16 protein-coding genes are annotated in these 20,110 nt (G+C 69.8%); 10 read left to right on the top strand and 6 right to left on the bottom strand.

Annotated features, from left to right (window positions below; genetic code table 11):
* The first annotated feature begins 61 nt into the window (after nucleotides 1-61).
* The 4 genes from ACZ6WN_RS01925 to ACZ6WN_RS01940 all read left to right on the top strand — a co-directional run bounded on the left by ACZ6WN_RS01925 (nucleotide 62) and on the right by ACZ6WN_RS01940 (nucleotide 3,948).
* Nucleotides 62-916, top strand: a complete 855-nt coding sequence (locus ACZ6WN_RS01925) for an ABC transporter substrate-binding protein (RefSeq protein ID WP_465862343.1) — start codon at nucleotides 62-64, stop codon at nucleotides 914-916.
* A 17-nt stretch (nucleotides 917-933) separates the two neighbouring features.
* Entirely contained in the window at nucleotides 934-1,788 is an 855-nt protein-coding gene (locus tag ACZ6WN_RS01930) for an amino acid ABC transporter permease (protein ID WP_465862344.1), read from the top strand.
* Nucleotides 1,785-2,549: an amino acid ABC transporter ATP-binding protein gene (locus ACZ6WN_RS01935; RefSeq protein WP_465862345.1), complete on the top strand. Its 765-nt coding sequence runs from the start codon at nucleotides 1,785-1,787 to the stop codon at nucleotides 2,547-2,549. Before ACZ6WN_RS01930 ends, ACZ6WN_RS01935 begins: the two co-directional genes overlap by 4 nt.
* Before the next feature lie 169 nt (nucleotides 2,550-2,718).
* Complete coding sequence (locus ACZ6WN_RS01940) at nucleotides 2,719-3,948, top strand: ATP-binding protein (protein ID WP_465862346.1); 1,230 nt, start codon at nucleotides 2,719-2,721, stop codon at nucleotides 3,946-3,948.
* A 71-nt stretch (nucleotides 3,949-4,019) separates the two neighbouring features.
* Here the strand turns inward: ACZ6WN_RS01940 and ACZ6WN_RS01945 are convergent, their stop codons facing one another.
* The gene (locus tag ACZ6WN_RS01945) at nucleotides 4,020-5,468 is read right to left on the bottom strand and encodes a glyceraldehyde-3-phosphate dehydrogenase (protein ID WP_465862347.1); all 1,449 of its coding nucleotides are present in this window, start codon (nucleotides 5,466-5,468) and stop codon (nucleotides 4,020-4,022) included.
* A gap of 166 nt (nucleotides 5,469-5,634) precedes the next feature.
* Complete coding sequence (locus tag ACZ6WN_RS01950) at nucleotides 5,635-7,020, bottom strand: protein kinase domain-containing protein (RefSeq protein ID WP_465862348.1); 1,386 nt, start codon at nucleotides 7,018-7,020, stop codon at nucleotides 5,635-5,637.
* Nucleotides 7,021-7,206: 186 nt separating this feature from the next.
* On the opposite strand from ACZ6WN_RS01950, the gene ACZ6WN_RS01955 reads away from it, so the two are divergent.
* Nucleotides 7,207-8,385 (top strand): CaiB/BaiF CoA transferase family protein, encoded by a 1,179-nt coding sequence (locus tag ACZ6WN_RS01955; RefSeq protein ID WP_465862349.1) that lies wholly within the window; start codon nucleotides 7,207-7,209, stop codon nucleotides 8,383-8,385.
* A gap of 115 nt (nucleotides 8,386-8,500) precedes the next feature.
* Here ACZ6WN_RS01955 and ACZ6WN_RS01960 read toward each other — a convergent pair whose 3' ends face one another.
* Nucleotides 8,501-9,331 carry a hypothetical protein gene (locus tag ACZ6WN_RS01960; RefSeq protein ID WP_465862351.1) on the bottom strand — a complete coding sequence of 277 codons (831 nt, stop codon included), beginning with the start codon at nucleotides 9,329-9,331 and terminating at the stop codon, nucleotides 8,501-8,503.
* A gap of 272 nt (nucleotides 9,332-9,603) precedes the next feature.
* Between ACZ6WN_RS01960 and ACZ6WN_RS01965 the strand changes: the two genes are divergently transcribed.
* Nucleotides 9,604-11,118, top strand: coding sequence for a flavin-containing monooxygenase (locus ACZ6WN_RS01965; RefSeq protein ID WP_465862352.1), 1,515 nt, complete (start codon nucleotides 9,604-9,606; stop codon nucleotides 11,116-11,118).
* A gap of 95 nt (nucleotides 11,119-11,213) precedes the next feature.
* Nucleotides 11,214-11,882: a TetR/AcrR family transcriptional regulator gene (locus tag ACZ6WN_RS01970; RefSeq protein WP_465862354.1), complete on the top strand. Its 669-nt coding sequence runs from the start codon at nucleotides 11,214-11,216 to the stop codon at nucleotides 11,880-11,882.
* 7 nt (nucleotides 11,883-11,889) lie between these two features.
* Here ACZ6WN_RS01970 and ACZ6WN_RS01975 read toward each other — a convergent pair whose 3' ends face one another.
* Nucleotides 11,890-12,807: a LysR family transcriptional regulator gene (locus tag ACZ6WN_RS01975; protein ID WP_465862355.1), complete on the bottom strand. Its 918-nt coding sequence runs from the start codon at nucleotides 12,805-12,807 to the stop codon at nucleotides 11,890-11,892.
* Between the two features lie 81 nt (nucleotides 12,808-12,888).
* Here ACZ6WN_RS01975 and ACZ6WN_RS01980 point away from each other — a divergent pair, with 81 nt between their 5' ends.
* Both ACZ6WN_RS01980 and ACZ6WN_RS01985 read left to right on the top strand, forming a co-directional pair.
* Nucleotides 12,889-16,302: a bifunctional proline dehydrogenase/L-glutamate gamma-semialdehyde dehydrogenase gene (locus tag ACZ6WN_RS01980; protein WP_465862356.1), complete on the top strand. Its 3,414-nt coding sequence runs from the start codon at nucleotides 12,889-12,891 to the stop codon at nucleotides 16,300-16,302.
* 107 nt (nucleotides 16,303-16,409) lie between these two features.
* A complete protein-coding gene (locus tag ACZ6WN_RS01985) occupies nucleotides 16,410-16,814 on the top strand; it encodes a DoxX family protein (RefSeq protein ID WP_465862357.1) in 405 nt (134 codons plus the stop codon).
* A gap of 17 nt (nucleotides 16,815-16,831) precedes the next feature.
* On the opposite strand, the gene ACZ6WN_RS01990 is transcribed toward ACZ6WN_RS01985, so the two are convergent.
* Entirely contained in the window at nucleotides 16,832-18,451 is a 1,620-nt protein-coding gene (locus ACZ6WN_RS01990; protein WP_465862358.1) for a Coagulation factor 5/8 type domain-containing protein, read from the bottom strand.
* Between the two features lie 102 nt (nucleotides 18,452-18,553).
* Nucleotides 18,554-19,126, bottom strand: coding sequence for a hypothetical protein (locus ACZ6WN_RS01995; RefSeq protein ID WP_465862360.1), 573 nt, complete (start codon nucleotides 19,124-19,126; stop codon nucleotides 18,554-18,556).
* A 161-nt stretch (nucleotides 19,127-19,287) separates the two neighbouring features.
* Between ACZ6WN_RS01995 and proC the strand changes: the two genes are divergently transcribed.
* Nucleotides 19,288-20,076 carry a pyrroline-5-carboxylate reductase gene (proC, locus tag ACZ6WN_RS02000; RefSeq protein ID WP_465862361.1) on the top strand — a complete coding sequence of 263 codons (789 nt, stop codon included), beginning with the start codon at nucleotides 19,288-19,290 and terminating at the stop codon, nucleotides 20,074-20,076.
* The last annotated feature ends 34 nt before the right edge of the window (nucleotides 20,077-20,110 follow it).

Here is a 20,110-nt window from a genome sequence, read left to right on the forward strand (position 1 = left end):
ACGTATGCTACTCACGAGTAATAAGAAGCGGCTAGTGCCCGTACCATCTACCATTCCGCACATGCGCACTCGCCTTACTGCCCTTCTCGTCGCTCCGCTCGCTCTCGCTGCCGCCCTGACCGCCTGCGGGAGCGAGGCCGAGGACAGCGCCGAGGGTGGCGCGCCCGCCTCGTGCGAGGCCGCCGACCTGCCGCTGAAGCAGGACGGCAAGCTGACCATCGGCACCGACTCCCCGGCGTACGAGCCCTGGTTCTCCGAGAACGACCCCAGCAACGGCAAGGGCTTCGAGTCGGCGGTCGCCTACGCCGTCGCCGAGCAGCTCGGGTTCGCCAAGGACGACGTCGTCTGGGCCAAGCAGGCGTTCAACACCTCCTACACGCCGGGCGAGAAGAAGTTCGACTTCGACATCAACCAGATCTCGATCACGCCCGAGCGGGCGGGCGTCGTCGACTTCTCGCAGGGCTACTACACGGCCTCGCAGGCGGTCGTGACCATGGAGGACGATGCCGCCAAGGCGGCTTCGCTCGAGGATCTGAAGGGGCTCAAGCTCGGCGCCCAGACCGCGACCACGTCGCTCACCGCGATCCGCGAGGACGTCCAGCCGACCACGGACCCGCTGGTCTTCGACACCAGCGACCAGGCCAAGCAGGCCCTGCTCAACGGCCAGGTCGACGCGCTCGTCTTCGACCTGCCCACGGCGTTCTACATCACCGCCGCCGAGATCGAGGGCAGCACGATCACCGGGCAGTTCGAGAGCAGCGAGAAGCCGGAGGAGTTCGGCCTGCTGACGGAGAAGGACAGCGGCCTAGCGCCGTGCCTCGACGAGGCGCTGACCGCGCTCGAGGAGGACGGCACCCTCGCCGCGCTCGAGAAGGAGTGGCTCTCCGACGTCGTCTCCGTTCCTGTGCTGAAGTGACAGGGTCGAGTCGTTCTGTGGAGGGGGCTCGACAGGCTCGACCACCGAGTGCGCGCGAGCTGGAGAGGCAGGCCGTACGCCGTCGGCTGAGGTTCCAGCAGGTCGCCATCGCCACCGCGGTGACCGTCGTGGTCGTGGTCGGGCTGGCGCTGCTGGTCGTCTCCTCACCGGGGTGGGACCGGGTCCGGGAGTACTTCCTGAGCTGGTCCCATGCACGTGACTCGTTCGCGGCGATCGCGGAGGGGTTCTGGATCAACATCCGGATCTTCCTGGTCGCCGAGCCGTGCGTGCTCGTCCTCGGCGCCCTCGTCGCGATCGCCCGCCAGACCACCTCCCCGTGGCTGGCGCCGCTGCGGCTCCTGGCGACCGGCTACACCGACCTGTTCCGCGGGGTGCCGTCGATCATGGTCGTGGTCATCTGCGGCATCGGGATCCCGGCGCTGGGCCTGTCCGGGGTGACCAGCTCGCTCTTCTGGCTGACCACGTTCGCCCTGGTGCTCTGCTACGGCGCCTATGTCGCGGAGGTCTTCCGCGCCGGCATCCTGGCGATCCATCCCACCCAGGTCGCCTCGGCCGAGGCGCTGGCGCTGACCCGCGCCCAGACGATGCGCTTCGTGGTCCTCCCGCAGGCCGTACGCCGCGTCGTACCGCCGCTCATGAACGACCTCGTCTCGCTGCAGAAGGACACCGCGCTGATCTCGGCCGTCGGCGTCTTCGAGGCGCTCCGGGCGGCCCAGGACTACCAGGGCTACCACTTCAACGGCACGCCGCTGCTGGTCGCTGCCGCCTACTTCCTCATCGTCGCGGTCCCGCTCACCCGGCTCACCGACTGGCTGATGCGGCGACAGATCGAGAAGGAGCAGGGCCGATGACGGGCTCGATGGCGTCAGGGCTGCTGGAGGCCAAGGGGCTGCGGAAGGCCTATCGAGGGAAGGCCCAGCCCGGAAAGGTTGTTCTGGACGACCTGGACCTGTCGGTGGCCGAGCACGACGTGGTCTGTCTGATCGGTGCCTCGGGATCGGGGAAGTCGACCCTGCTGCGCTGCCTCAACCTGCTCGAGACGATCGACGACGGGGTCATCACCTTCGACGGCCGGGAGATCTCCGACCCGCTCGTGGACCCGCGCTCGGTCCGCCGCGAGATAGGGATGGTCTTCCAGGCGTACAACCTCTTCCCGCATCTGTCGGTGCTCGACAACTGCACGCTGGCACAGGTGCGGGTGCACGGTGTTCGCCCTGGTGAGGCTGCCGATCGAGCCCGGGAGCTGCTGGCCCGGTTCGGCCTGGCCGACAAGGCCGACGCCCACCCCGACGCCCTCTCCGGAGGTCAGCAGCAGCGGGTCGCGCTGGTGCGCGCGATGTGCACCCGGCCGCGGCTGCTCCTCCTGGACGAGATCACCGCTGCTCTCGACCCCGAGCTGGTCGGGGAGGTGCTGGAGATCGTCCGGGCCGAGGCTGCCGCCGGCACCACGCTGGTCCTCGCCACCCACGAGATGTCCTTCGCCCGCGAGGTCGCCACCAAGGTCTGCTTCCTGGACGGTGGGCGCGTGCTGGAGCAGGGGCCGCCGGAGCAGCTCTTCGGTGATCCTGTGGAGGAGCGCACCCGCGCCTTCCTCGCCCGTGTCCGTCAGTAGGCGAGGAAGAAGGCAGCCCGGCAGATTTCCACAGGGTTTTCCACAAGGTGCGTGATGGTGGGGATGCGAGCCCGAGGATCTGCTGAAGGTAGCGTATCTATCATGCTAAAGGTAGCGTCCACCTCCTGCTGAAGGTAGCGTAGGCGGCGTGCCGTACTTACGAAGGACCGTGGACGACGAGCTTGATGAGCTGCTGAAGCTGGCGCCGGCGATCGCCCTCGACGGCCCCAAGGGAGTCGGTAAGACCGAGACAGCCAGTCGCCGGGCGAACGCACGCTGGCTGTTGGACGAACCGGATCAGCGGTCGCTCGTGGAAGCCGACCCCAGATTCCAGGACGCTGGGGAAGGCACCCTTCTCCTCGATGAGTGGCAACGCCTCCCGGAGGTCTGGGACTCCGTACGTCGTCGCGTCGACGAAGGTGCGCCCGCGGGACGGTTCCTGCTGACTGGAAGCGCGACGCCGCGAACCGGAGTCGACACGCATTCGGGTGTGGGGCGGATTCTCTCGCTGCGTATGCGACCGCTTGCGCTCTACGAGCGCGAGTCGACGACGCCGAGTGTCAGCCTCGGCGCGCTCATCCGGGGCGAGTCGGCCAAGATCCAGGGCGACACCGCATTCACGGCCGGACGGTACTTCCAAGAGATCGTCGCCAGTGGCTTTCCCAGCATCCAAGGAGAAGATCCGAGGCTGATCCGAACCTTTCTCGACGCCTACCTGCAGCGGATCATCGACCGGGACCTCCCCGATCATGGCTTGGCCGTGCGTCGGCCGGAAACGCTGCGCCGGTGGTTGGCGTCGTACGCAGCGGCGTCGTCGACGACGACCGCATACTCACGTCTGCTCGATGCGACCACGGCAGGGGACGGGAGTCAGCCGGCGAAGACCACCACGATCGCCTACCGAGACCACCTCTCGAAGATCTGGATCCTCGACGAGGTGTCCGGGTGGAGCCCCAGCCGCAGTCCGATCTCCCGCTTGCAGCAGGCGCCCAAGCACCAGCTCGCCGACCCGGCCCTCGCGGCTCGCCTCCACAATCTCTCCGCGGGCGCGCTTGGGTCTCCACGTGGGGCGCATCTGGCGGGACCGCTCTTCGAGTCGCTCGCCACGCTGTCGGTGCGTGTTGCCGCGCAGCTCGCTGAGGGCCGGGTCGGGCACCTTCGCACCACCAACGGCGACCACGAGGTGGACCTCGTGGTCGAAGGGGTGGACGGGCAGGTCGTCGGCATCGAGGTCAAGCTGGCGGCCAACGTCAACGACACCGACGTACGCCATCTTCTGTGGCTTCGCGAGCGTCTCCCGAACGACGTGGTCGACCTCGTCGTCCTCACGACGGGGTCTCGCGCGTACCGGCGCCCGGACGGGGTTGCCGTGGTTCCCCTCGCGTTGCTCGGTCATTGACGGGCGGGTGAATGAACGCTGCCCCGCCTCATCCGGAGATCGGACGGGACGGGGCAGCGTAGAGGTCGGGCTCAGACGGCGGCCGGGGCCGGGAAGGTCGGGTACTCGACACCGGAGATCGACTGCACGGTGCGGACGACCTGGCAGGAGTAGCCGAACTCGTTGTCGTACCAGACGTAGAGGATCGCGGAGTCGCCGTCGACGATCGTCGCGTTGCCGTCGACGATCGAGGCGGCGCGGGAGCCGATGAAGTCCGAGGAGACCGCGTCGCGGGCGGTGGTGAAGTCCACCTGGCGACGCAGCTCACCGGTGAGCGAGGCCTCGCGGAGGTAGTCGACGACCTCTTCCTTCGAGGTCTCGCTCTTGAGCGAGAGCGACAGGATCGCGATCGAGACGTCCGGGGTGGGGATGCGGATCGAGTTGCCGGTGATCTTCGCCTTCAGGTCCGGGAGCGCCTTGGCCACGGCGGAGGCGGCACCGGTCTCGGTGAGCACCAGGTTGAGCGGTGCAGAACGGCCGCGACGGTCGGCCTTGTGGTAGTTGTCCAGCAGGTTCTGGTCGTTGGTGAACGAGTGCACCGTCTCGACGTGACCGCGGACGATGCCGAAGCGGTCCTCCATCAGCTTCAGCGGCGGCACGATCGCGTTGGTCGTGCAGGACGCGCAGGAGATGACCTGCTCGTCGCCGGTGAGGGTCTGGTGGTTGACGCCGTGGACGATGTTGGGGACGTCGCCCTTGCCCGGCGCGGTCAGCAGGACCTTCTTGATGCCTGGGCGCAGGTGCTGCGAGAGGCCCTCGCGGTCACGCCACCTGCCGGTGTTGTCGATGAGGATGGCGTCCTTGATGCCGTACGCCGTGTAGTCGACCGTCGTCGGGTCGTTGGAGTAGATGAACTGGATCGGGTTGCCGTTGGCGATGATCACGCCATTTTTCTCGTCCACCGTGATGGTGCCGGCGAACTGCCCGTGGATCGAGTCGCGACGTAGCAGCGAGGCGCGCTTGATGAGGTCGTCCTCGCCACCCTTGCGCACGACCACGGCCTTCAGCCGCAGACCGTGGCGCGAGCCGGCCTTCTCGACGAGGAGCCGGGCGACGAGCCGGCCGATCCGGCCGAAGCCGTAGAGCACGACGTCCTGGCCGCCGTTGCGCGCGAGCTTGTTCTCGCCCGTGGCGCCGGACAGCTTCTCGGCGACGAAGTCGTCGACGGAGAGACCGCGCTGGTCCTCGGCGTACTGGACCGCGAGCAGGCCCAGGTCGATCTTCGAGGGACCGAGGTCGAGCTTCGCGACCGCCTGGAGCAGCGGGAACGTCTCGGTGACCGAGAGCTCCTCACCCTCGATCTGGCGCGCGAAGCGGTGCGCCTTCAGGATCGAGATGTCGGACTTGCTCACCAGCGACCGGCTGTGGACCAGGATGGTGACATCCTTCTCGCGGTAGAGCTTGCCGATGATCGGGATCATCGTCTCCGCGAGCTCCTCGCGGTGCTGCCAGTCGTTGAAGGTCTCGTCGGTGTCGCTCACAGCTCAACTTTCGGTTGCTCGGGAAGATGGACGGCACACCCCGCCAGGCTCGATTATCGGTACGACGGGACGCCCGGCCACCTTGATCGATCCAACCTCGGCCACGGTGTGACCGGGGTCTCTCAAACCCCTGTGAGCCGCCTCCCGGAACGAGCCGGGTACGCCGTCAGGGAGTCGCGGTCGCCGTCGGATCCCCGGCAGGATCCTCGGTCGGCTCGGCCGTCGCGGTCTCGGTCGGCTCGGCCGTCGGTGTCTCGGTGGCCGGGTCGGTGGCCGGGTCGCTGGGGGCCGTCGCGCTCGCGTCGGGTGAGGTCGAAGGAGTCGCGTCGCCGGTGGGGGCACCGTTGCTGGGCGCGATCTCGCCGTCGTCCTCGGCGCCGCCGCCACCGGGCTCCTCGTTCAGCCCGGGATCCGTCCCGGTGTCGACCGCGCCGCCGACGGGTGTGCTCGGCGCCGTGCTCTCCTCGCCGGTGGTCGGCTCGGCGGACGGGGTCACCTCGCCGACGGTCGGGGTGTCGTCCTCGCCGGTCAGGAGACCGGGGTTGGCGGCGACGGCCACACCGGCCGAGACGAGGACCACCGCCGCCGCGGCCAGCACCGCGACCTTCCACCGGCGGCCGGAGGGCTCGGCAGGCTCTGCGAACGTGGGCGCCAGCGTCGGCAGGTCGGCGGTGTTGCCGGAAGCCGTGGCAGGGTGTGGGGCGCGAGCGATCCCACCCGTGGCGAGTGCCGGCGGCAGCGCCCCAAGGCTGGTCTCCTCCGCCGAGGTGACTGGGGCGGGCAACAGGGTCCAGTCGCCGTTGGTGGCGAGGATGTCCGCGGCGGACGGGCGTGCGGCCGGGTCCTCGGCCAGGCACGCGGCGACCAGCGGACGCAGGTAGACCGGGCAGAGGCTCAGGTTGGGCGACTCGCCCTTGAGGAGATGTCCCATCGAGCCGATCTCGCCGCTGAACGGCCAGCGACCGGTGGCGGCGACGAAGGCGACCAGACCCAGTGCCCAGATGTCGACGGCGCTGGAGAAGGTGCCGGTCTGGACCTGCTCCGGTGCCTGGTAGCCGTAGGTGCCGACCGCCTTGCCGGTCTGGGTCAGCGCGGTGCCGTCGACCGAGCGGGCGATGCCCATGTCGATCACGCACGGGTCGGTGGTGCCGTAGAGGATGTTGCCCGGCTTGATGTCGCGGTGGACCAGCCCTGTACGGTGCACCGCGGCGAGAGCCTCGGTGACGCCGGCGACCAGCTGGCGTACGTCGATCTCGGGCAGGCGCTGGCCGTTGCCGACCAGCTTGCTGAGCGGCGGGTCGGGGACGTACTCGCTCGCCATCCAGGGCTGCTCGGCATCGGGGTCGGCGTCGAGGACCCGCGCGGTGAACCGGCTCTCGACCCTCTTGGCAGCCTCGATCTCACGCTCGAAGCGCGCGCGGAAGCCCGGGTCGGAGGTGAGCTCGGGGAGGATCACCTTCACGGCCGCCTGCATCCCGTTCGCGTCCTCGCCCAGGTAGACGACGCCCATGCCGCCGTGGCCGAGGCGGCCGGTGAGCGCGTACGGACCCATCTCGCGGGGATCGTTCGCGGTCAGCGGGCTGACCGAGCTGGGGCGGGACTGGGGGGATGTGGGGATTTCCCGAGACAACTTCTCTGCTCCTGTGCACCGGCGAGTGTGTCTCGGAGCGTATCGGACTCGGCTCCGCGATCAGGTCACGCCGGGCGGAGGGTTCCGTACTCTGCAAGGATCGCCGTCATGACTGAGTCGAGGGAGCAATCCACAGTGACATTGGGCCAGGGCACCGGACCGCTCCGCGGGGTCAAGGTGGTCGAGCTGGCAGGGATCGGGCCCGGGCCGCACGCCTGCACGATCCTCGCGGACATGGGTGCGGACGTGATCAGGGTCGACCGGCCGGGCGGCAACGTGCTCGGCGGCGGTGCCGGCGACCTGCTCACCCGCGGCCGCCCGAGCATCGCGCTGGACCTCAAGAACCCGGACGCGGTCGAGACCGTCCTGCGCCTGGTGGAGACCGCCGACGTGCTCATCGAGGGGCTGCGCCCCGGCGTCACCGACCGCCTCGGACTGGGCCCCGACGCCTGCCTGGAGCGCAACCCGCGTCTCGTCTACGGCCGGATGACCGGCTGGGGCCAGGAGGGCCCGCTGGCGCAGTCCGCCGGTCACGACCTCACCTACATCGCCACCACCGGCGTGCTCAACGGCCTCGGCCAGGACCCGGCCCGTCCGCACTTCCCGCTCAACCTGCTCGGCGACTTCGGTGGCGGATCGACCTATCTGGTGATGGGCATCCTGGCCGCGCTCGTCTCGGCGAAGACGACCGGCCAGGGGCAGGTCGTGGACGCCGCGATCGTGGACGGCACCGCCCACCTCGCCACGATGATCTCGGGGATGCTCGCCTCCGGCGCCTGGCACGAGCAGCGGCAGAGCAACCTGCTCGACGGCGCGATGCCGTTCTACGCGCTCTACGACACCGCCGACGGCCGACAGGTCGCGGTCGGTGCGCTGGAGGGCAAGTTCTTCGCCGAGATGGTCACCCGGCTCGGGCTCGACGGGGTCTGCCCGGGGCAGTACGAGATGGAGCGCTACGACGAGATGCGCGACCTCTTCACCAAGACCTTCGCGTCCAAGACGATGGCCGAGTGGGCCGAGCTCTTCGAGGGCACCGACGCCTGCGTCGCGCCCGTCCTCACCCCGTCGGAGGCAGCGACCCATCCGCACCTGCAGGCCCGCCAGACGTACGTCACCCAGCACGGCGTCACCCAGCCCGCCCCCGCTCCGCGGTTCAGCCGGACCACCTCCACCTTGGGTGCGGGGCCGGCCGCCAGCGCGGGTCAGCACACTCGCGAGGCCCTCGCCGCCTGGGGCATCGACGACGCCGACGCGCTGATCGAGAAGGGCGCGGCGTTCCAGGACTGACCGAGATCCTGCCGAGTCGGCGCGTCATGACGAGCCGACTCGGCAGGAGATGCGAACGGCGCGGCGTACGACCCGAAGGTCATACGCCGCGCCGTTTCAGGTGACGCGGGTCGGCTCAGTCCTTGTGGACCAGAGCGGCCGCGCGGCGACGCAGGACCACGACGAGCGCGGTGCCGGCAGCGGCAGCACCGGCGAGCATGGCCAGCAGCGGCCACATCGCGGGCACGGCAGAGTCGCTCTCACCGGCGAGGCCGGCGTCGATGTTGGTCGGGACGTCGGAGTCGGCGACCGGAGCCGAGGAGGACTCCTCGTCAGCGGGCTCGGTCTCGTCCGCGAGCGGGGTGGCCTCCGACGGGGACTCCGAGGGCTCCTCGGTCGGGGTCTCCGACGGCGACTCCGACGGGGACTCGGAAGGAGACTCGGACGGCGAGGGCGACTGGGTCGGCGCGTCGCAGTTCTCGAACCAGAAGACCTTGGACTTGGTGTCGTTGCCCTGGCTGCCCGGGGTGTGGACGGTGACCTTCACGTGGTAGCCCTGCTTGGGGTGGGCGACACCGGTCGAGTTGAGGGTGTAGACCTCGCTGGCGTCGAGGCCGTCGTCGGTGCCGGCGCCGGAGGCGGGGTCGCCGCCGACGAAGACCTCCGCGGGGCCGTCGACGGTGAGCTCACCGTCGAGGGTCGGCGCCTGCAGCTCGAAGGAGACCTTCGAGATGATGTCCTCGCCCTCGTCGAAGCCGTACCACTCGATGACGAACTTGCAGTCCTGGTGGGGATCGTTCTCCGGCGTGGTGTCGGGCGCGTCGTCGGGAGCGACGTACTCCTCGATCTTGACGGTGCCGTTGTTGCCGGCCGGGTCACCGTGGTCACCGGTGGCGAACGCCGGCGCTGCGGCGAGCCCGGCGAGGGAGACGCCCGCGACAACCGCGCCGGCGCGTACGAAATTCAACACTCGAAAACCTTTCGAAGACCATGACCGCACTGTGCGGTCCGCATGCAGCCTCAGCCATCGAAAGCGACGGGTGAGTGACCCCGAAGTCGCCGTGGATGCGTGCCGCCCCCACGGCTGCAGACCGCAGGTTAGCGGCCCCGCGTGCGCGCGTGGAAGTGGGGTGTCGCCGGTGTTACCGAGCCGTGCACGGCTGCCTGTCCTCCGAATTGCTTGCAAAAGTTCGCGGGACAGGGTGTCGCAATCAGATACTTCCGGGTAACCTCAGGCACATGCATGTCGACGTACTGATCATCGGGGCCGGCGTCTCCGGCATCGGAGCGGCCGCACAGCTCCGCGAGCGCCTTCCTGGCAAGACGCTCGCGATCCTCGAGCAGCGTGAGGCCAGTGGCGGCACCTGGGACCTCTTCCGCTACCCGGGCATCCGGTCCGACTCCGACATGTTCACCTTCGCGTTCAAGTGGCGGCCGTGGCAGAGCGCGCAGGCCCTCGCCGACGGTCATCAGATCCGCGACTACCTGCGCCAGACGGCGAAGGACTACGGCGTCGACAAGCTGATCCACTACGGCCACAAGGTCACCGGCGCCGCGTGGAGCAGCGAGGACAAGCAGTGGACGGTCTCCGTCGAGACCCCCGAGGGTCCGACCGAGATCACCGCCGGCTTCCTGTGGAACTGCTCGGGCTACTACGACTACGCCAACGGCTACCAGCCGGAGTTCGCCGGTCTCGACGACTACGAGGGCACCTTCGTCCACCCGCAGCACTGGCCCGAGGACCTCGACTACGCGGGCAAGAAGGTCGTCATCATCGGCTCCGGCGCGACCGCCGTCACCCTCCTGCCCAACCTGGCGGGCGAGGGCAGCGACCGGGCCGAGAAGGTGACGATGCTGCAGCGTACGCCGACCTACATCCTCTCCCGCCCCGGTCAAGACGCGATCGCCTCGCTGCTGAAGACGGCGCCGTTCAAGCTCCTCGGCAGGCTCCCGTTCAAGCGCGTGCGCGAGAAGCTCGGCCACGAGGCGGTCCGCTGGGAGAACATCGCGCTCACCGTCGGCACCTACCAGCTGGCGCGCCGGGCCCCCGGCGTCGTCAAGAAGGTGATCCGCGACCAGTGGATCAACGGACTCACCGCTCGCGGCGGCCGCCCCGGCATGACCAAGGACGAGGCGGTCGCGTACGTCGACAAGCACTTCAACCCGCCCTACAACCCGTGGGACCAGCGCATCTGCTTCGTCCCCGACGGCGACATGATGAAGTCGATCCGCGAGGGGTACGCCGCGGTGGTGACCGACCGGATCAAGACGTTCGTGCCGAAGGGCATCGAGCTCGAGTCGGGCGAGACGCTCGAGGCCGACATCGTCATCTCCGCCACCGGTCTCAACCTCAGGCTCTTCGGTGGCGTCGACTACACCGTCGACGGTGAGCCGGTCCGCCTGCCCGAGCAGATGGCCTACAAGGGCCTGATGATCACCGGGATGCCCAACTTCGCCTACACGATCGGCTACACCAACGCCTCCTGGACGCTCAAGGCCGACCTGGTCACCGACTACGTGATCCGGCTGCTCGACTTCATGGGCGAGAACGGCTACGACGTCGCCGGGGTCACCCGCGACCCGAGCGTCGAGGAGCGGCCGTTCATGGACCTGGCCTCCGGCTACATCCAGCGCTCGCTGGACCAGATGCCGAAGGCCGGCGAGCGCGCGCCGTGGGCCGCGAAGCAGAACTATCTCGTCGACATGAAGGGGCTCGGGGCGCCGGTCGCCGACGGGGTGATCCGGTTCTCCTGAGCCGTTCCTGGCGCCGGGCTCCGGAGCGACCTGTGATTACTGTGACAGGCGTTCCAGGCTCGGCGTGAAGTACGTGGGACTACGATGGTCCCACCATGGATGGCAGGGCAGTTCGCTGGAAGCGTCACAACGACGACCGACGAAAGCGCATCGTCGATGCCGCGATCGGTCTGATCGAGACCGACGGCGTCAACGTCAGCCTGCAGGCGATCGGCCAGGCCGCAGGGCTCTCCCGCTCGGTGGTCTACCGGCACTTCGCCGACCGGCGTGAGCTCGACCTCGCCATCCAGGCCGACATTCTCGACGGGCTGTGGGCCAAGCTCTTCCCGGCGATGGAGCTGACCGGATCGATCCGGCAGATCATCTCCCGCACCGTCGGGGCGTACGTCAACTGGGCGCTCGAGCACCCGCTCCTGCACCAGGTGGCCGACGTCGACACCGCGCCGAACGGCAGCGGTCCCCTGCAGCAGGGACTCGACCGGATCGCGGAACGGATCAAGGAGCTGATCCTGGCCGCGTTCGAGCTGACCGGAGTCGAGGTCTCCGAGGTCGACAAGAAAGCCGTCGACCCGCTGATCTACGGCCTGATCGGGATGGTCTTCGGCGCCGTGCGCCGCTGGGTCCACCTCGGCGAGGGCATTCCCGACGCCGAGCATCTGACCTCGGTCGTCACCGAGGCCGTCCTGGCCATGATCGACACCCGCACGACGGCGTACGGGCTCACGATCGACCACGACCAGCCGCTCGAGGACCTCTTCGCCTGATCGGCCCTCAGCCGGGCAGCGTCAGGTCCGGCGGCACCACGCGAGCCAGCGCGGCGCGGCACGCGATGATCCCCGGGGAGTCGGCGATGGCGGTCCGGGTCGCGGTGAAGACCGTACGCCGCGGCGAACCCGGCAGCTCGATGAGCCGCACCGCGGTCCGATGGCGGACCCGCATCAGGTCGGAGAGGAGGGCGACGGCGTTGCCGGACTCCACGAGCGCGACATGGGCCTCGACGTCGTCGGTCTCGTAGCGGACCTCGGGCTCGAAGCCGGCCCGGCGGCACTGCTCCTCGATCCAGTGGCGAGACGCCGTGCCCGGCGGCTCCATCGCCCACGGGACGCGGCCGGCGTCGGCCAGGGAGGAGATGTCGTCCCAGATCTTCCCGGAGCCGACGGGCGGGACGGCCAGCCGGAGCCGGTCGGTGGTCAGCGGCTGCCGGTCGAGACCGTCGAAGTGCGGTGCGCCGTGGTCGGGGTAGTGCTCGGCGACCACCAGGTCGAGCTCGCGCAGGGCGAGGTCGTTGAGGGCCTGCTCGGGCGCGCGCTGGGACAGCATGACCCGCAGCCGTGGATGACGCCGGGTCAGGTCGGCGAGGGCCTGCGGCATGTAGGCGAGCGCCACGGACTGGAAGACGGCGACCCGCACCGTGCCCGTGGTCTCGTCGCCGAGCGCCGTGACCGCGGCCTCGGCGGCCTCGAGCCGGGCGAGGATCTCGGTCGTGTGCTCGACGAGCACCTCGGCCGCGGCGGTGAGCTGGACCCGTCTTCCCGCCTTGGTCAGCAGGGGGACGCCGACCTCGCGCTCGAGCTGCCCGAGCTGCTGGGAGACCGAGGAGGGGCTCTGGTGGAGGGCCTCGGCGACCTCGGCCAGGGTGCCGCGGGCGGCGAGCTCGGCGAGGAGACGGAGGCGGCGGACGTCGAGCATCTAACCGTTCACCTCTACTTACGAATGATCTCCAGGAAACATCGCTTTATCTTACGTGACTCCGGTCGCATACTCGGCTCTATGACCACCAATGACGCGCTCATCGCCGAGGTCGACCACCTCGTTCGCGGCTGGCTGGCGAAGGCTTCGACCAAGCCCGCCGCCCCGGCCGCACAGCGCCTCGCCGACGTACTCAAGGACCCCGCCGGACTCGACTTCACCGTCGGGTTCGTCGACCGGGTGATCCGGCCCGAGGACGTACGCGTGGCCGCGGCCAGCCTCCGTGAGCTGGCCGGCAACGTACCTTCGTTCCTGCCCTGGCACCTGAAGCTGGGCGTGAAGCTCGGCGCGCTGATGTCGCTGGTCGCGCCGTGGTTCGTCATCCCGGTGGCCCGCCGTGCGCTGCGGCAGATGGTGGGGCACCTGCTGATCGACGCCTCCGACGCGCGCCTCGGCACGCAGATCGAGCGGATCCGCGAGCGCGGCGTGAACCTGAACATCAACCTCCTCGGTGAGGCCGTCCTGGGGCAGAAGGAGGCCGACCGACGACTGGCCGGCATCCGCAAGCTGCTCGCGCGCGACGACGTCGACTACGTCTCGGTGAAGGTCTCCTCGCCGGTCGCGCCGCACGCGGTCTGGGCCTATGACGAGGCGGTCGAGCACGTGGTCGAGCGGCTCCTCCCGCTCTACACCTACGCGGCGGAGTCCTCGGCCGCCGGGACGAAGAAGTTCATCAACCTGGACATGGAGGAGTACCGCGACCTCGACATGACCATCGACGTCTTCACGCGGCTCCTCGACCTTCCCGAGCTGGCCGATCTGGAGGCAGGCATCGTCCTGCAGGCCTACCTGCCCGACGCCATGTCGGCGATGATGCGGCTCCAGGAGTGGTCGGCTGCTCGGCGAGCGCGTGGGGGCGCGCCGATCAAGGTGCGTCTGGTCAAGGGCGCCAACCTGCCGATGGAGCACGTCGAGGCGTCGCTGCACGGCTGGCCGGTGGCGACCTGGTCGACCAAGCAGGACTCCGACACCAACTACAAGCGGGTGCTGTCCTGGGCGCTGACGCCCGAGCGGATGGCCAACGTGCGCGTCGGCGTCGCCGGCCACAACCTGTTCGACGTGGCGTACGCCTGGATCCTGGCCGGTCAGCGCCAGGTTCGTGACTCGGTCGAGTTCGAGATGCTGCTGGGCATGGCCGAGGGCCAGGCCGAGGCGGTCCGCGAGACCGTCGGTGGCCTGCTGCTCTATGTGCCGGTCGTGCACCCCAAGGACTTCGACGTCGCGATCGCCTACCTCGTGCGTCGTCTCGAGGAGGGCGCCAGCACCGAGAACTTCATGTCGGCCGTCTTCGACCTCAACTCCTCCGAGAGCCTCTACCAGCGTGAGAAGGACCGGTTCGTGCGCTCCCTGGCGGCCGTCGACGAGTCGGTGCCCCGGCCGAACCGGACCCAGGACCGCCGTGAGCCGGTGGCCGATGACGTGCAGCGGACGTTCGACAACACCCCTGACACCGACCCGCACCTGCCCGGCAACCGCGAGTGGGGCAAGGCGATCATCGCCCGGGTGGGCACGTCGACGCTCGGCGACCAGCTCGTCGCCGACCACACCGTGACCTCGGTCGATGCCGTCGAGTCCGTGCTCGAGGGCGCCGTCGGCGCCCAGGCCGACTGGGGCCGCAAGTCCGGCGCCGAGCGGGCCGCCGTGCTGCGGGCCGCCGCGGTCGAGGTCGAGCGGCGCCGGGCCGAATGGCTCGAGGTCGCTGCCTCCGAGTGCGGCAAGACGCTCGACCAGGGGGACCCCGAGGTCTCCGAGGCGATCGACTTCCTCAACTACTACGCGAGCCTGGCCGAGGGGCTCGACACGGTCGACGGCGCGCGGCAGGTGCCCGTACGCCTCACCCTGGTCACCCCGCCGTGGAACTTCCCGCTCGCCATCCCGACCGGTGGCGTCGCGGCGGCGCTCGCGGCCGGGTCGGCCGTGGTGATCAAGCCGGCTCCGCAGGCGCAGCGCTGCGGCTCGGTCCTGGTCGAGACGCTGTGGGCCGCGGGGGTGCCGAAGGAGGTGCTGCGCCTGGTCCACGTACCCGAGAACGAGGTCGGTCGCGCGCTGATCGCCTCGCCGCTGGTCGACCGGCTCGTGCTGACCGGTGCGTTCGACACGGCCGAGCTCTTCCGCTCGTTCCGTCCGGACCTGCCGCTGCTGGCCGAGACCTCCGGCAAGAACTCGCTGGTGGTCACGCCCGACGCCGACCTCGACCTGGCCGTCAAGGACCTCGTCTACTCCGCCTTCGGCCACGCCGGGCAGAAGTGCTCGGCGGCATCGCTGGGCATCCTGGTCGGCTCGGTCGCGACCTCCCGGCGCTTCCGTGACCAGCTGATCGACGCGGTGACCTCGCTGAAGGTCGGCTATCCGACCGACCCGACGGTGCAGGTCGGACCGGTCATCGAGCCCGCCTCCGGCAAGCTGCTCAAGGCGCTCACGACGCTCGCTCCGGGCGAGTCGTGGCTGGTGAGGCCGCGTCAGCTCGACGACACCGGGCGGCTCTGGTCGCCGGGGGTGAAGACCGGCGTCGTGCGCGGCTCCGAGTTCCACCTGACCGAGTACTTCGGTCCCGTCCTCGGTCTGATCTCGGCTGACTCGCTCGACGAGGCGATCGAGATCCAGAACCAGGTCGACTACGGCCTCACCGCGGGCCTCCACAGCCTCGACCGGGCCGAGATCTCGCAGTGGCTCTCGTCGGTCGAGGCCGGCAACGTCTACGTCAACCGCGGCATCACCGGTGCGATCGTGCGCCGCCAGCCGTTCGGTGGCTGGAAGAAGTCGGCCGTCGGTGCCGGGACGAAGGCCGGCGGGCCCCACTACCTGGTCGGCCTCAGCGACTGGGTCTCGGCCCCGGCCACCGAGCTCGCGACGCCGGCTCCCGCCGTACGGTCGCTCGTCGACTGGGCCGGCCGTCTGGGCATCGACGACATCGACATGCTCGAGCGTGCGGCCGGGTCGGACGCGGTCGCCTGGGAGCGCGAGTTCGGTGCCGCCCGCGACGTCTCGCGACTGACCGCCGAGGTCAACGTGCTGCGCTACTCCCCGGTGCCGGTCACCGTCCGCTACGAGGGCGGCCCCGTCGCTCACCTGCTGCGGGTCCTCGCCGCCGGTGTCGCCGCCGGGGCCCCGGTGACGGTGTCGGTCGCCGACGCGCTCGACGAGGAGACCGCCTCGCTGGTGCGCGCGACCGGAGCGACCTATGTCGTCGAGGACATGGCCGCGTGGGCGGCGATCCTCTCCGGCGCGCATGCGCCCAGCCGCGTACGCCTCCTGGGTGGGTCGCGCGATGTCTTCGCGGAGCAGAGCCAGGGCCGCGTCGACATCGCGCTCTACGCCCAGCCCGTCGTCGAGGCCGGCCGGGTCGAGCTGCTGACGTTCCTGCACGAGCAGGCCGTCTCGATCACCGCCCACCGCTTCGGCTCGCCGACCCCGCTGGTGGACAACCTCTTCTGACACCAATCCACGCCGAGTCGGCTCGTCATGACGAGCCGACTCGGCGCGGAGATCGGTGAGGACGAGCCGACTCATCGTGCTGCGGGGCGTTCTCCTAGAGTGATGCGATGACCTCGATCGCGCGCACGGTCGCGCGCCTCCTGCTGGGTGCGGCGATGGTGGGCGCCGGGGTGGCGCACCTGACCGCCCAACGCCAAGAGTTCCGAGCACAGGTGCCGGGCTGGTTCCCCGTCGACGAGGATCTGACGGTGCTCGCCTCGGGCGTCGTCGAGATCGGGCTGGGGCTGGCCTTCCTCCTGCTGCCGGGAAGGCGCCGGCTCATCGGGGCGCTGCTCGCCGCCTTCTTCGTGGCGGTCTTCCCCGGCAACATCGGGCAGTACGTGGAGGGCGTCGACGCCTTCGGTCTCGACACCGACACCAAGCGGTTGGTCCGGCTGTTCTTCCAGCCCGTGCTCATCCTCTGGGCGCTGTACGGCGGCGGTTGGCTGCGACGTTCGAGAAGCGACGACTGAACCGCACCAGCGCCGAGTCAGCCGGCGGCGGCCTGCGCCCCTGCCCACGTACGCAGGTAGGTCTCCGGGCCGCGGACGATGTCGTCGATGACGTCCTGACCGCCGGTGAGGCGGAGGTCCTCGAGGTAGTCGGGGACCATCCCGTAGTGGGCGACGCCGTCGGTGTTGTAGTCCCAGATCCGCTGGCCGGTGACCTGACGATCGATGAGCGAGCCGCCGTCGAAGCTGCGGAACGGGTAGGTGACCCGCGTCTTCGCCGGCCCGGGCGTGCCGCCGAAGCCGTTCATGTCGAAGCCGAACCCGATGCCCGCGCCGTAGCGGTCGCGGACGGGGGCGGTGCGGGCGTACTCCGCCAGGAACTGGTCGGTGCTGTGCCCGTAGATCGTCGAGAAGCCACCGAGGGCGTAGAGCCGGTCGAGGTAGCGCTCGTCCATCCAGGAGTGGCTGGCGAGCACCCCCGGGTAGTCGGTCTCCTCGAGGATGTCGAGGGCCCGGCCGGCGGCCTTGGCGCTCATGTGGTCGACCTCGACCATCATGCCGCGCTTGATCAGCCCGCGCAGCGCGTATTCGCCGAGGGCGGAGAGGCCGTAAGGATTGCAGACGGTGCCCGCGGGGTAGATCGGCGGCTGCGGCAGCCAGTCGAGCTCGGCGGGCCGGTCGACCAGGCGCGGGTTGTTGTCGTGCGGCTGGCCGGGGTCGCAGGCCTTGGGGGTCCAGAACGTGCCGGTGGTGAGGAACTGGCCGGCGTTGATCAGCAGCCCGGTCGCGCCCTCGTCGTAGCGGACCCCGCACAACGCGTTGTCGAACTTGTGGCACAGGAACATCGAGGAGACCCCGAGCGACTTCAGCTCATCGAGCCCGGCGTCGATGTTGGCGCGTGTGCACATGGCCAGCCGGAGCTTCTGGGAGCAGCCGAACGGTTCGGAGGTCTCCACCCCGAGCACGACGGCGAGCTTGCCGTCCTCGATCACCTCGCGCGCCTGGCCGGCATCGGTGACGATCCGGTACCAGCCCCGCCCCGCGCCGCCGTACTGCGCGTCGATGAAGGCCTGGGTGTCGTACGCATCCCGGGCCTGCCTCGGCACCGCGGTCATCTCGTCGCAGGACTGGTGGGTGCCCGGGTTGATCGCGCACAACGCCTTGTTGCTGGTCAGGTTCACGACCATGATCCGCTGCCCGGCACGCCAGGAGCGCTCGACCCAGCGGTAGTACATCTGCTGGTGGGTCAGCGAGTCGTAGGCCGGCCAGTCGGCGAACGACGGCCAGCCGGTCGTGTCGTGGAACCCGAGCGGGCTGCCCGAGCGGGTCAGGTTCTCCAGGAGCGCGGTCTCCCCGGCGATCCCGTGGGAGGGGCAGTCCTTCAGCGCGTCCGCGATCCCGGCCTCCGAGAAGACCTTCCCGCAGACCGCCGCCCCACCGATCCCGTCCTGCATGAACATGTGGCTGTGAGCGTCGATCAGCCCCCGAACCGTGCCGTCAGGGGCGGTGCCGGTGAACGGCTCACCGGTCACGTTGACCTCCGACTCCGGCGAGGGGAGCCGACGCTCCACCTCGCCTCCCGCAGCGGGCGGACCCACCATCGCGACCGTCGCCGCGAGGGCGACCACAGCAAGCAAGGACGTACGTCTGAAGCGCATGTGGCCTCCCGGTGACCAGCGGCGACTTACGGGTGCGGGTATCGAAACCTAGCAGTTGCTTGGGTCGCTCGGGGGTGGAATCGGCGCGAGACCTTCCGGCTGTCAGCCGCAGCGGCTGGCGGAGGCGCCTGAGGTGTAGCGCGCGGCCACCGAGCTTCCGGTCGCACCGTCCATGAATCGGTACAGCCCGTGGTCCGACTTGTGCCGGAGGATGCGGATCTTGTCGCTCCGGCCCGGTGAGATCGTGGCGGGGCTCTTGTACCTCATCAGCTCGTACTCGGAGTTGTTGGCCCAGGTGCCCGCCGGGGTCAGGTAGTTGTCCGCCCAGGCGAGGCCTGCTCGCATCGCGTTGTCGTAGGAAGCCTGTCCGCCCGCCCCGAAGACGGTGTTGTTCCACGCACGCGTGGCCGCCACCGTGCGTGGGCCGAAGACACAGTCGACGTCAGCGGAATCGAGCCTGCCGTCGAAGTACAGAACGGTCTGCCAGAGGCCGACCGCGTCCGCGGTCGAGTAGGTGCCGGGGCCGAACGGCCCCTCGTCGCCCCAGTCGTTCTGCCCTCCCGGGTCGGCGTCTACGTAGCCCTCGCCCGCGGCCGTGGCCGAGGTAGGACTGATCAGCATGGTGGTCGCGATGGCGGCTGCGACCAGAATGGAGCGGTAACGGAACTTGTGCATCGGAGTCCTTCGTGGCGTGGTCGTGGTCTTCTGAAGTCCCCCCGGGGCTGCTCGTCAACCGCTCGGAACGCTAGGGGAGCCGATGGCACTGCCGCTCCCGTACGTAACCCGTACCTCACCCGTCGGAGACGGTGAAGCGTGGGAGTTGAGAGACTGCAGCCATGACCATCGCGATCATCGGTGCAGGCAACATGGGCGGGGCTGTCCTCGCCGGACTTCTCGAGGCCGGTCACGCCCCGGAGGGCGTCATCGTCGTGGAGGCGCGCGAGGAGCAGGCGGCGGCGCTCCGGGAGAAGCACGGCATCCGTACGCTGCCGGCCGCCGAGGCAGCGGCCGAGGCCGATGTGGTGGTGCTGGCCGTGAAGCCCTACGGCGTGGTGCCGGTGCTGGAGTCGGTCGCGTCGGCCCTGCGCGAGGGGACCACGGTGATCTCCCTGGCCGCCGGTGTGCCGACCTCGGCGATGGAGCCCGCGGTCCCGGACGGCGTCTCCGTCGTGCGGGTGATGCCCAACACCCCGGCCCTGGTCGGCGCCGGCATGTCCGCGGTCGCGGGCGGGGCCAAGGCGACCCCGGAGGCGGTCGCCACCGCGGCCGACCTGATGGGTGCCGTCGGCAAGGTCGTCACGGTCCCCGAGTCGCAGATCGACGCGGTCACCGCGATCAGCGGCTCCGGCCCGGCGTACGTCTTCCTGATCGCCGAGGCCTGGATCGAGGCGGGCGTCCACCTGGGTCTGACCAGGGACGACGCGACCACGCTGGTCATCCAGACGCTCTCCGGATCCGCCAAGCTGCTCGAGAGCGGCACCCATCCGGCGGTCCTCCGCGAGCAGGTCACCTCCCCGGGCGGCACCACCGCCGCGGCCCTCGGTGCGCTCGAGCAGAACGGCCTGCGGGCGGCCTTCCTCGAGGCCACCCGCGCCGCCTACGTACGCAGCCAAGAGCTGTCCTAGCCGGCACCGCTGGTCGAGCCGTCCCCGGCGCCGC

Source organism: Nocardioides sp. NPDC054178 (assembly GCF_055585005.1).